The sequence below is a fragment of the Faecalimonas sp. genome (genome assembly GCA_029264305.1).
Classification (GTDB): domain Bacteria; phylum Bacillota; class Clostridia; order Lachnospirales; family Lachnospiraceae; genus Faecalimonas.
The window spans coordinates 38,380-50,627 of sequence record JARICA010000021.1; the positions used below are offsets into that span (position 1 = coordinate 38,380).

Consider the following 12,248-nt stretch of genomic DNA (forward strand, 5'->3'; position numbering starts at 1 on the left):
GGGATTGTCCAATTGGTACAATCCCTTATATTTATTCAACTAACTGATTACATAATCCCGTTAACTGCTTTTGTTAAACGAGAAACTTTTCTTGCAGTAGTATTTTTGTGATAAACACCTTTGCTTCCTGCTTTGTTAATTTCAACGATAGCAACTTTTAATGCTTCTGTAGCAGCTGCTTTATCGTTAGCAGCAACAGCAGCTTCAACTTTTTTAATACAAGTTTTCACTTTAGATTTAATTGCTTTATTTCTAGCAGCTCTTGTCTCGTTTACTAAGATTCTTTTTTTAGCAGATTTAATATTAGCCAATCTGAACACCTCCAAATTATGTGAATTTTCAATTATTCTTTCATTAGAGCCGGACACGGAACGTTCTAATGAAACATACTCATTTATTGTAGGCTAATTAACTGTGCTTGTCAATACATATTTCTGAAAAAAGTGTAAAACATATGAATAAAAGGAAAAAATATAATGAAAGAGGTATGTAATGGTTGAAAAATATGCAATAAGAACAGATTTAGCGTTAGAAGAAAAAGAAAGATTTGAGGCAGATAATATAGAAGTACAAGGAGTTGTTTTGGAAGAAGAATATGACAAAGAACGAGAGATAAAAGTAACCAGGGTAATGGTTGAGACAGAAAATGGAGCAAAAACCATGGGAAAACCTGTTGGGACCTATATTACATTAGAAGTACCAAATCTTATAGTGCCTGATGAGGATTATCATAGAGAAATTTCTGAAAAATTAGCGCAATTAATAGAAGAATTAATAAAAGAAAAAAAGAAAGAATATAATGTACTTGTGATTGGCCTTGGGAATAGAGAAGTAACGCCGGATGCGTTAGGTCCCTATGTTGCGGATAATCTCATAGTTACGCGTCATATCATTAAAGAATATGGGAAATATGCAATGGGTGAAAAGAATATTCATATGGTGAGCGCCATTGTGCCAGGTGTAATGGGAAAAACGGGGATGGAGACAATGGAAATTGTAAATGGGATTGTAAAGGAAACAAAACCAGATTTTCTTATTGCGATAGACGCACTAGCGGCTAGAAGTACAAAACGTTTGAATCGTACAATACAAATAGCAGATACAGGAATACATCCTGGCGCCGGTGTTGGGAATAATAGAGGTGGTATTACAAAAGAAACAGTAGGAATTCCAGTTATTGCTATAGGTGTTCCTACAGTTGTAGATGCTGCGACTATCGTGAATGATACAATGGAAAATTTTTTGGTAGCACTTGAAAGTTCTGAAATGTTAAAAGGTGTGGGTGTAGTGTTGCAAGGATATAATGCGGCAGAAAAATACGAATTGATTAGAGAATTAATTTCGCCACATTTAAATGGTATGTTTGTTACACCAAAAGATATAGATGAAACGATGAAAAGAATTAGTTATACTATTTCGGAGGCACTTAATATTTTGTTTTCCACTGGACAGGCGTAATAAAAATGAAATGTTTTTCATATATTGGTAAATATTTGATTGAATATTGTTTGAAAGGTGGGAGAAAATTTGAGGGTTAGAAAAAATGTAATAAAAGTGTTTCTACAAGGTGTAATACTGTGTATGGGAGGATATGTTTTATATAATGGAGGTATTAGAATTGCAGATGATTTAAAAGAAGAGATGAATACTGTTTTGCAAAGAGAGGCTGAAAATACATTTATGAGTAATTTGGCTTATGTAAATAAAGAAAAAAAGAATTTGCAAGAATGGGTTACCAATCGGGCGATGGAGATGCTGCCTCTTGGCAGCTACATAAATGGGAAAGCGACTTGTGAGGCTGAAGTGGAAGATGAAATGACGTATGAAATGATTTTGGCAAAACAGGCTGAAGATGAGAATGAAGTGGATGAAAATGGGAAATTAGTAAAAAAAGAAGATGAACATATACAAGAACAAGTAAAAAAAGAAGCACAACCTATAAATAAAAGTAAGATGGACTTATCTGTAGATAAGCTGAAGGATTTTGAATATTTGCGAAGTCATTTTTATACAGTAGATAGTTCCACTTTTGTAAATGCAGAAGATTTGCAAGCGGAACAATTACTAAGTAAGAATTTAAAATTGAATAAAAATAAAAAAGGACCTAAAATTTTACTCTATCATACACATTCACAGGAAGCGTTTGCGGATTCTATACCAGGAGATGCAAATACCACTGTTGTAGGTGTAGGAAGATACTTGGCAAAATTATTAAATGAAAAATATGGAATTGAAACATTGCATCATGAAGGAATTTATGATATGAAAGATGGAAAAATAGATAGAACACGAGCGTACGAAAGAGCAAAGGGAAATATTCAAAAAATTCTAAATGATAATCCAAGTATTGAGATGGTGATTGACCTGCATCGAGATGGGGTGGGAGAAAATACTAGATTAGTAACAGAAGTGAATGGAAAGCCTGCTGCAAAACTAATGTTTTTTAATGGAATGAGTAGGACAAGAACAAATGGGAAATTAACTGTTTTACAAAATCCTTATATACAAGACAATCTTGCATTGTCATTGCAGATGAAGATAGAAGCGGAGAAAAGGTATCCTGGATTGACAAGAAATATTTATTTAAAAGGATATCGATATAATATGCATATGAAGCCTAAAACACTCTTGATCGAAGGTGGTGCACAAACGAACACAGTGGCAGAGATTATGAATTCGATGAATTATCTTGCGGAAATTTTAAATGCGGTTGTAGGGTAAAGTTTTTTGTGATACACTAATGATAATTTGGCGAATTTTGCTCTTAAGGGCAAAAGGTAGATAGGAAAGGAATGCGTATAAATGGCAAAGAAAAATACATATGATGCAGATAGCATATCAATACTAGAAGGGCTAGAAGCTGTTCGTGTAAGACCAGGAATGTATATTGGAAGTGTATCTACAAAAGGATTGAATCATTTGGTATATGAAATTGTGGATAATGCGGTTGATGAGCATTTGGCTGGATTTTGTAATCGTATAGAAGTGACTTTGGAAAAAGATGGATCAGCAACCGTTAGTGATAATGGAAGAGGAGTTCCAGTTGGACTGCATCAAAAGGGTGTATCTGCTGCACGTATTGTGTATACGACACTTCATGCAGGTGGAAAATTTGATGATTCTGCTTATAAAACAAGTGGTGGTTTACATGGGGTTGGATCTTCTGTCGTAAACGCACTTTCGACCTATATGGATGTAAAGATAAGTAGGGAAGGGGCAGTTCATCATGATCATTACGAACGTGGAATTCCAACAATTGAGTTAGAAGATGGACTTCTTCCGATTATTGCAAAAACAAGAAAAACAGGGACAACTGTAAATTTTCTTCCTGATGATACAATTTTTGAAAAAACGAGATTTAAAGCGGAAGAAATTAAAAGTAGATTACATGAAACAGCATATTTAAATCCAACATTGACGATTGTTTTTGAAGATAAGCGTGCAGCGGAGATAGAGCGTGTCGAATATCATGAACCTGATGGGATTCTTGGATTTATAGCAGATTTGAATAAAAAGAAAGAAACAGTACATGAGCCGGTGTATTTCAAAGGAGAAGCGGATGGAATAGAAGTTGAAGTGGCTTTTCAGTATGTAAATGAATTTCATGAAAATGTACTTGGATTTTGCAATAATATTTATAATGCAGAAGGTGGAACGCATTTGACAGGATTTAAGTCCACTTTTACGATGGTGATGAATCAGTATGCAAGAGAAATAGGTTTGCTAAAAGAAAAAGATCCTAATTTTACTGGAGCGGATATACGAAATGGAATGACGGCGATTGTATCGATAAAACATCCAGACCCAAGGTTTGAAGGACAGACAAAGACAAAATTAGATAATCAAGATGCCGGAAAATCGGCAAGTAAAGTAACGAATGATGAAATTACTAGATTCTTCGATAAGAACTTAGATACATTGAAAAAAGTACTTTCATGTGCGGAGAAAGCAGCAAAGATTAGAAAAACAGAAGAGAAAGCAAAAACGAATCTATTGACAAAGCAAAAGTATTCTTTTGATAGCAATGGTAAATTAGCGAATTGTGAAAGCAGAGATGCCAGTAAGTGTGAAATTTTTATTGTGGAAGGGGATTCTGCCGGTGGTTCGGCAAAGACGGCAAGGAATCGTCAGTTTCAAGCAATTTTGCCAATTCGTGGAAAAATTTTGAATGTTGAAAAAGCAAGTATAGATAAAGTGCTGGCAAATGCAGAAATTAAAACAATGATTAATGCTTTTGGATGTGGGTTTTCTGAAGGATATGGAAATGATTTCGACATTTCAAAATTGCGATATAACAAAATTATTATTATGGCGGATGCTGATGTAGATGGAGCGCATATTTCTACACTATTATTGACGCTATTTTATCGGTTTATGCCAGAACTCATTTTTGAAGGTCATGTGTATATTGCTATGCCCCCACTTTATAAAGCGACGACAAAAAAAGGCGAGGAAGAATATCTTTATGACGATCAAGCTTTAGAGAAATACAGAAAAAATCATAAAGGTACATACACCTTACAAAGATATAAGGGTTTGGGAGAAATGGATGCGGAACAATTATGGGATACAACATTAAATCCAGAAACAAGAATGCTAAAACTCATTGAAATAGAGGACGCAAGAATGGCATCTAGCGTAACAGAAATGCTTATGGGAACAGAAGTTCCGCCAAGACGGGCGTTTATTTATGAAAATGCAAGGGAAGCTGAATTAGATATATAATGGAGGTAAATATGCAGGAATCACAATTGATAAGGACCGAATACTCGGAAGTAATGAAAAAATCATATATTGATTATGCAATGAGTGTTATTGTTGCTAGAGCTCTTCCGGATGTAAGAGATGGTTTGAAACCGGTACAAAGAAGAACGTTGTATGATATGTATGAATTAGGAATAAAATATGATAAACCATATCGTAAATCTGCCCGTATTGTAGGAGATACAATGGGAAAATATCATCCTCACGGAGATAGTTCCATTTATGAATCGCTAGTTGTTATGGCGCAGGATTTTAAAAAAGGGATGCCTCTTGTAGATGGACATGGAAATTTTGGATCAATCGAAGGTGATGGTGCGGCGGCGATGCGTTATACAGAAGCACGATTGGCACGCATCACGCAAGAAGTGTACCTTTCGGATTTGGATAAAGACATTGTGGACTTTGTGCCGAATTTTGATGAAACTGAGAAAGAACCAGAAGTGTTGCCTGTTCGTGTACCCAATCTTTTGATAAATGGTGCAGAAGGAATTGCAGTTGGTATGGCAACAAGTATTCCTACGCATAATTTAGGAGAAGTTATCGATGCTGTGAAGGCATATATGAAAAATAACGAGATTACTACAAAACAATTAATGAAGTATGTCAAAGGACCAGATTTTCCAACAGGAGCTATTGTTGTTAATAAAGATGATTTGCTTTCGATATATGAAACGGGTACAGGGAAAATCAAACTACGAGGAAAAGTAGAAGTTGAGGAAGGACGAGGAGGGAAAAAGAAACTTGTTATTTCAGAAATTCCGTATACAATGATTGGTACCGGAATTGGAAAGTTTTTAAATGATGTGGCGGCTCTCGTGGAAACGAAAAAGACAAGCGATATAGTAGATATTTCTAATCAATCCTCGAAGGAAGGAATTCGAATTGTTTTAGAATTAAAAAAGGATACAGATGTAGAAAATCTGAAAAATATGCTGTATAAGAAAACGCGGTTAGAAGATACTTTTGGTGTAAATATGCTTGCTGTTTCTGACGGGAAACCAGAAACGATGGGATTGAAAAAAATTATTGAACATCATGTTGACTTTCAATTTGAACTTGCTACAAGAAAGTATAAGAATCTTCTTGGAAAAGAGTTGGAAAAAAAGGAAATTCAAGAAGGTTTGATTAAAGCGTGTGATGTTATTGATTTGATTATAGAAATTTTAAGAGGAAGCAAGTCAATTAAAGATGTTAAAGCTTGTTTGATGAGTGGGATTACAGATAACATTACATTTAAGTCAGAAGATTCTAAAGATATGGCGGCTATGTTAAGATTTACAGAGCGTCAAGCTACAGCTATTTTGGAAATGCGGTTGTATAAACTTATTGGACTTGAAATAGAAGCGTTGAAGAAAACATATAAGGAAACGATGGAAAATATCTTGCGTTATGAAGATATCTTAAATAATTATGAGTCTATGGCAGAAGTGATCATTGAAGAATTAGATTATTATAAGAAGATGTATGGAAAAAAACGTCGAACAGTGGTTGAAAATGCAGAGGAAGCAATTTATGAAGAAAAGAAGATTGAAGAACAGGACGTAGTTATTTTGATGGATCGTTTTGGTTATATAAGAACGATAGATACGGCGACTTATGAAAGGAATAAAGAGTCTGCAAATGGGGAAAATAAGCATATTATATTTTGTAAAAATACAAGTAAGATCTGCTTGTTCACCAATATAGGCAAGATGCATCAAGTGAAAGTGCTGGATATTCCTTTTGGAAAATTTAGAGATAAAGGGACGCCGGTGGATAACTTGAGTAATTATGATAGCACAGAAGAAAATATTGTTTATCTTTGTGACGAAGAACAGTTACATACGGCGAAAATGTTATTTGCAACAAAATATGGAATGATAAAACAAGTAGATGGATCGGAATTTGTTGTTGCAAAACGAACAATTACTGCAACAAAGTTACAAGAAGAGGATGAATTGATATCTATACAACCTATAAATAAAAATCAAAATATTGTCTTGCAGACAGAAGATGGTTACTTCCTTCGTTTCTTGGCAGAAGAAGTTGCTGAGAAGAAAAAAGGAGCTATTGGAGTTCGAGGAATTAAACTACAGAAGAAAGATGTTTTGGAAAAGGTGTATCTTTTTGAAGAAGGAACAGAGGCAAAAGTTCCTTATAAAGAAAAAGAAGTTACATTGAATAGACTAAAACTTGCAAAACGAGATGGAATGGGAACAAAGGCGAGAGGATAGTATGAAATCCCCTCTTGCTTTTATAAGAAAGCAGTGTTATACTATAACATAGTTACATAAGAAATTGACAGAAGAGTGGACGCAAAGTTCACTCTTCTTTGTTGCAGTGTGTATAATGGCAGAGTTATTTTAGAAGAAAGGAAGGTTAGTGTGTCAAAAAAAGAGGTATACGAACAAAAAACAGAAGAACTTTTGTTGCCAATAGTAGAAGAACATGGATTTGAATTAGTAGATGTAGAATATGTGAAAGAGGGAGGTACGTGGTATCTTAGAGCATATATTGATAAGCCGGGAGGAATTGCGGTGGATGATTGTGAAGTGGTAAGTAGAGCTTTTTCAGATATTCTTGATGAGAAAGATTATATTGAGGATACGTATATTTTTGAAGTGAGTTCCCCTGGACTTGGAAGACCTTTGAAAAAGGAAAAAGATTTTGTAAGAAGCATGGGAGAAGAAGTTGAGATAAGAACGTATCGTGCTATTGAACGCCAAAAAGAATTTGTTGGAATTTTAAAAGGGTATGATAAGGATACGGTAACAATTGAAATGGAAGATGGTTCGGAAAGGATATTTGAAAAAAATGATATTGCCTTAATTCGGTTGGCATTTGATTTTTAAAATAGGGAGGAAATAGAAATGAATACAGAATTATTAGAAGCATTAACTATTCTTGAACAGGAGAAAGATATTAGTAAAGAAACATTATTGGATGCAATTGAGAACTCATTGATTAATGCTTGCAAAAATCATTTTGGGAAAGCAGATAATATTAAAGTAATTATGAATCGTGAAACTTGTGATTACTCTGTATTTGCAGAAAAAACAGTTGTAGAAGAAGTTGAAGATGATGTAATGGAAATTAGTCTTGCAAATGCAAAAATGATTGACAGTAAATTTGAATTAGGGGATGTTGTACAGATTCCAGTAGAATCAAAAGAATTTGGGCGTATTGCGACACAAAATGCAAAAAATCTAATTTTACAAAAGATTCGTGAAGAAGAAAGAAAAGTAGTTTATGATCAGTATTTTGAAAAAGAAAAAGATATTGTGACAGGTATTGTACAGCGTTATGTGGGCAAAAATGTAAGTATCAATTTAGGAAAAGCAGATGCAATGCTTACAGAAAATGAACAAGTAAAGGGTGAAGTGTTTAAACCAACAGAAAGAATTAAATTATATGTTGTTGAAGTGAAAAATACAACTAAAGGACCTAAGATTTTAGTTTCACGTACACATCCTGAACTAGTAAAACGTTTATTTGAATCAGAAGTTGCCGAAGTAAAGGATGGAACAGTTGAAATTAAGAGCATTGCAAGAGAAGCAGGATCTCGTTCTAAAATTGCTGTGTGGTCAAATGATCCTGACGTGGATCCAGTTGGAGCATGTGTTGGTATGAATGGAGCAAGAGTAAATGCCATTGTAAACGAATTGCGAGGAGAAAAAATTGATATTATTAACTGGAGTGAAAATCCTGCAATTTTAATTGAAAATGCCCTTAGTCCAGCAAAAGTTATTTCTGTTATGGCAGATCCAGATGAAAAAACAGCAAGTGTAATTGTTCCGGATTATCAGTTGTCATTAGCAATTGGAAAAGAAGGACAGAATGCACGTCTTGCAGCACGCTTAACAGGATATAAGATTGATATTAAAAATGAAACACAGGCAATCGAATCGGGAGAACTTCCGAAAGATTATATGAATACACAAGTAGTAGAAGAAGCAGAAGAAATTGTAGAAGAGTAAAATAGGAAGTGAGTATTTGAGTGGTGTAAAGAAAATACCTATGCGAAAGTGTGTAGGGTGCGGAGAGATGAAGAGCAAAAAAGAAATGATTCGTGTTTTGAAAACTTCAGAAAATGAATTTTTATTAGATGTAACTGGAAAGAAGAACGGTAGAGGGGCTTATTTATGCCAATCAAAAGAATGTTTGGAAAAAGCAGTTAAGAATAAAGGTTTGGAACGTTCTTTTAAACAGGCTATTCCAAAGGAAGTTTACGCGATTTTGGAAAAGGAGATGGAAACACTTGAAACAAAGTAAAGTATTATCTATTATCGGTTTAGCCACAAGAGCGGGAAGAACAGTAAGCGGGGAATTTGCGACTGAAAAGGAGACGAAGTCAGGAAAAGCATGCCTGGTCATTGTTGCAAATGATGCGTCTGACAATACAAAGAAGAAATTTGAAAATATGTGTGATTTTTATGAAGTCCCAATTTGTTTTTACGGGAATAAGGATACCTTAGGGCATGCAATGGGAAAAGAATTTCGCGCATCACTGGCAGTGTTAGACAGTGGTTTTGCAAAGGAAATCATGAAGTATTTGGAAGCTGAAAAGAATATAATTGCATAGAGGAGGTAGCGAAAACATGTCTAAATCAAGAGTATATGAATTAGCAAAAGAGTTAAATAAATCAAATAAAGAATTACTTGACTTTTTAAAGTCAAAAGATATTGAGGTTAAAAATCATATGAGTTCTTTATCAGATGAACAGGTTCAGATGGTAAAAGGCGCAATGACAGATAATGTCGCAAAATCTGATGGAGAAGATGCGCAAAAGAAAAAGAATATTGTGCAAGTGTTTAGACCTCAGAATGGTAAACAGAACAGTAGACAAAAACAGAACAATCATAAACAAAATCAAAATAATAATAATCAAGGTAATACAAAGCAAATGAATAACGGTCAAAATAATACAAGACAAAATAATAACCAAGGAAAAAGACAGAATAATAATCAAGGTGGAAGATACCAAAATAATAACCAAAATGGTGAACGAAAAAACAATAATCAAGACGGAAGAAGAAATAATAATCAAAGCGGAAGACAAAATAATAATCAAAATGGGCGCTCAAACTTTAATAATTCGCAGCGAAGAGACGATCGAAGAGATGATAGACGCGATGATAACAGAAGAAATGATAAACGTACACCATCTATTCCAGCACCTGTACTTCCAGAACAAAAACCACAGCGTCAGAAAGCAAAAGATAAAGATGCCTATAAGAAGAAAGATTATCGTCAAGATGACAGGGAAGAAAGAAAAGTAAAACAGACAAAAAAAGGAAAACCAGCACCACAACCACAGAAACCACAGCCAAAAGTAGAAGAAAAAGTGGAAGAAAAAATTACAATGATTACAATCCCAGAAGTACTTACGATTAAAGAATTGGCTGATAAAATGAAAATTCAGCCTTCTGCAATTGTTAAGAAATTATTTATGCAAGGGAAAATTGTAACAGTAAATCAGGAAGTGGATTTTGAAACGGCAGAAGAAATTGCAATGGAATTTGAAGTCCTTTGTGAAAAAGAAGAAGTCGTAGATGTTATTGAGGAATTATTAAAAGAAGATGAAGAAGATGAAACAAAAATGGAAAAACGTCCTCCAGTTGTATGTGTTATGGGACACGTTGACCATGGAAAGACTTCTCTTCTTGATGCGATCCGTAATACAAATGTAATTGATCGAGAAGCTGGTGGAATTACACAGCATATTGGTGCATATGTTGCAAATGTAAATGGGGAAAGAATTACATTCTTAGATACTCCTGGACATGAAGCGTTTACAGCAATGCGTCTTAGAGGTGCTCAATCAACAGATATCGCAATATTAGTTGTAGCGGCAGATGACGGTGTGATGCCACAAACAGTTGAAGCGATTAGTCATGCGAAAGCTGCTGGAATTGAAATTATTGTAGCTGTAAATAAAATTGATAAACCAAGCGCTAATATTGAAAGAGTTAAGCAGGAATTAACAGAATATGAATTGATCGCAGAAGATTGGGGTGGAAGTACAATTTTTGTTCCAGTATCTGCTAAAACAGGAGAAGGTCTTGAAGATTTAATGGAAATGATTCTTTTAACAGCAGAAGTGTTAGAGTTAAAAGCAAATCCGAATAGACAAGCAAGAGGTCTTGTTATTGAGGCTGAATTAGATAAAGGAAAAGGTTCTGTTGCTACTGTTCTTGTACAGAAAGGTACATTACATGTTGGGGATGCGATTGCAGCAGGTTCAGCACATGGTCGTGTCAGAGCAATGATTGATGATAAAGGAAGACGTGTAAAAGAAGCAGGTCCATCTACACCAGTAGAAATTTTAGGGTTAAATGATGTTCCAAATGCCGGAGAAGTATTTGTTGGATGTGCAAATGATAAAGAAGCACGTAACTTTGCAGAAACATTTATTTCTCAAGGAAGAGTAAAAATGCTTGAGGAAACAAAATCAAAAATGTCATTAGATGATTTGTTTACACAGATTCAGGCGGGCAATTTAAAAGAACTTGGAATTATCGTTAAAGCAGATGTACAAGGATCTGTAGAGGCTGTAAAACAAAGTCTTGTAAAACTTTCAAACGATGAAGTTGTCATTAAAATCATTCATGGTGGTGTAGGTGCGATTAATGAATCAGATGTTACTTTAGCATCGGCATCCAATGCGATTATCATAGGATTTAATGTTCGACCTGATGCAACTGCAAAAGAAATTGCGGAACGAGAAGGAGTAGACTTAAGATTGTATCGTGTAATCTACAATGCTATTGAAGATGTAGAAGCGGCAATGAAAGGTATGTTAGATCCTGTATTCGAAGAAAAAGTACTTGGCCATGCAGAAGTTCGTCAGACATTTAAGGCTTCAGGTGTGGGTACAATTGCAGGTTCCTATGTACTTGATGGTATATTTGAAAGAAATTGTTCAGCTAGGGTTGTTCGTGATGGCGTAGTTATTTTTGATGGTGCTTTAGCATCTTTAAAGAGATTCAAAGATGATGTAAAAGAAGTAAAAGCAGGATATGAATGTGGATTTGTATTTGAGAAATTTAATGATGTAAAAGAAGGCGATCAAGTAGAAGCGTACAAAATGGTTGAAATTCCAAGATAATTCTTGAAGATTGGAGGAGTAAAATTGAGAAAAAATAGTATTAAAAATACAAGAGTCAATATGGAAGTGCAAAGAGAATTAAGCAATATTGTAAGAGGAGGAATAAAAGATCCTCGAGTTGCACCAATGACTTCAGTTGTTGCAGTAGAAGTTGCTCCCGATTTAAAAACATGCAAAGCATATATTAGTGTATTTGGTGATGAAAAAGCACAGGAAGATACATTAAAAGGATTACAAAGTGCTGAAGGATATATTAGAAGGGAATTGGCCCATAATTTGAATATGAGAAATACACCTGAAATTAAATTTGTATTAGATCAATCGATCGCTTATGGTGTAGCGATGTCGAAAAAAATTGATGATGTGACAAAAGATATAAAAGAAGAAGGTGAATAG

General features: G+C 34.6%; 11 protein-coding genes. 10 read left to right on the forward strand and 1 reads right to left on the reverse strand.

What is annotated here, in order from left to right; genetic code table 11:
• Positions 1 to 47: 47 nt before the first annotated feature.
• Complete coding sequence (rpsT, locus tag ACY2U7_RS07685; protein ID WP_461812979.1) at positions 48 to 311, reverse strand: 30S ribosomal protein S20; 264 nt, start codon at positions 309 to 311, stop codon at positions 48 to 50.
• Positions 312 to 492: 181 nt separating this feature from the next.
• Between rpsT and gpr the strand changes: the two genes are divergently transcribed.
• The 10 genes from gpr to rbfA all read left to right on the forward strand — a co-directional run bounded on the left by gpr (position 493) and on the right by rbfA (position 12,248).
• The gene (gene gpr / locus ACY2U7_RS07690) at positions 493 to 1,458 is read left to right on the forward strand and encodes a GPR endopeptidase (RefSeq protein ID WP_461816172.1); all 966 of its coding nucleotides are present in this window, start codon (positions 493 to 495) and stop codon (positions 1,456 to 1,458) included.
• Between the two features lie 123 nt (positions 1,459 to 1,581).
• Positions 1,582 to 2,721, forward strand: coding sequence for a stage II sporulation protein P (gene spoIIP / locus ACY2U7_RS07695; RefSeq protein ID WP_461816173.1), 1,140 nt, complete (start codon positions 1,582 to 1,584; stop codon positions 2,719 to 2,721).
• A gap of 81 nt (positions 2,722 to 2,802) precedes the next feature.
• Positions 2,803 to 4,725, forward strand: a complete 1,923-nt coding sequence (locus tag ACY2U7_RS07700; protein ID WP_461812976.1) for a DNA gyrase/topoisomerase IV subunit B — start codon at positions 2,803 to 2,805, stop codon at positions 4,723 to 4,725.
• An 11-nt stretch (positions 4,726 to 4,736) separates the two neighbouring features.
• Complete coding sequence (locus ACY2U7_RS07705) at positions 4,737 to 6,977, forward strand: DNA gyrase/topoisomerase IV subunit A (RefSeq protein WP_461816174.1); 2,241 nt, start codon at positions 4,737 to 4,739, stop codon at positions 6,975 to 6,977.
• Between the two features lie 150 nt (positions 6,978 to 7,127).
• Positions 7,128 to 7,595, forward strand: a complete 468-nt coding sequence (rimP, locus tag ACY2U7_RS07710; RefSeq protein ID WP_461812974.1) for a ribosome maturation factor RimP — start codon at positions 7,128 to 7,130, stop codon at positions 7,593 to 7,595.
• An 18-nt stretch (positions 7,596 to 7,613) separates the two neighbouring features.
• The gene (nusA, locus tag ACY2U7_RS07715; protein ID WP_461812973.1) at positions 7,614 to 8,720 is read left to right on the forward strand and encodes a transcription termination factor NusA; all 1,107 of its coding nucleotides are present in this window, start codon (positions 7,614 to 7,616) and stop codon (positions 8,718 to 8,720) included.
• A 16-nt stretch (positions 8,721 to 8,736) separates the two neighbouring features.
• Positions 8,737 to 9,015, forward strand: a complete 279-nt coding sequence (gene rnpM, locus ACY2U7_RS07720) for an RNase P modulator RnpM (RefSeq protein ID WP_498040798.1) — start codon at positions 8,737 to 8,739, stop codon at positions 9,013 to 9,015.
• Positions 9,002 to 9,325, forward strand: a complete 324-nt coding sequence (locus tag ACY2U7_RS07725; RefSeq protein ID WP_461812971.1) for a L7Ae/L30e/S12e/Gadd45 family ribosomal protein — start codon at positions 9,002 to 9,004, stop codon at positions 9,323 to 9,325. The genes rnpM and ACY2U7_RS07725 overlap by 14 nt, the downstream gene beginning before the upstream one ends.
• 16 nt (positions 9,326 to 9,341) lie before the next feature.
• Complete coding sequence (gene infB / locus ACY2U7_RS07730) at positions 9,342 to 11,852, forward strand: translation initiation factor IF-2 (protein ID WP_461812970.1); 2,511 nt, start codon at positions 9,342 to 9,344, stop codon at positions 11,850 to 11,852.
• A gap of 24 nt (positions 11,853 to 11,876) precedes the next feature.
• Positions 11,877 to 12,248: a 30S ribosome-binding factor RbfA gene (gene rbfA, locus ACY2U7_RS07735; RefSeq protein WP_461812969.1), complete on the forward strand. Its 372-nt coding sequence runs from the start codon at positions 11,877 to 11,879 to the stop codon at positions 12,246 to 12,248.

Coding starts and splice junctions, on each gene's coding strand:
- gpr (WP_461816172.1), top strand. CDS start 493: ATGGTTGAAAAATATGCAATAAGAACAGATTTAGCGTTAGAAGAAAAA.
- spoIIP (WP_461816173.1), top strand. CDS start 1,582: ATGGGAGGATATGTTTTATATAATGGAGGTATTAGAATTGCAGATGAT.
- ACY2U7_RS07700 (WP_461812976.1), top strand. CDS start 2,803: ATGGCAAAGAAAAATACATATGATGCAGATAGCATATCAATACTAGAA.
- ACY2U7_RS07705 (WP_461816174.1), top strand. CDS start 4,737: ATGCAGGAATCACAATTGATAAGGACCGAATACTCGGAAGTAATGAAA.
- nusA (WP_461812973.1), top strand. CDS start 7,614: ATGAATACAGAATTATTAGAAGCATTAACTATTCTTGAACAGGAGAAA.
- infB (WP_461812970.1), top strand. CDS start 9,342: ATGTCTAAATCAAGAGTATATGAATTAGCAAAAGAGTTAAATAAATCA.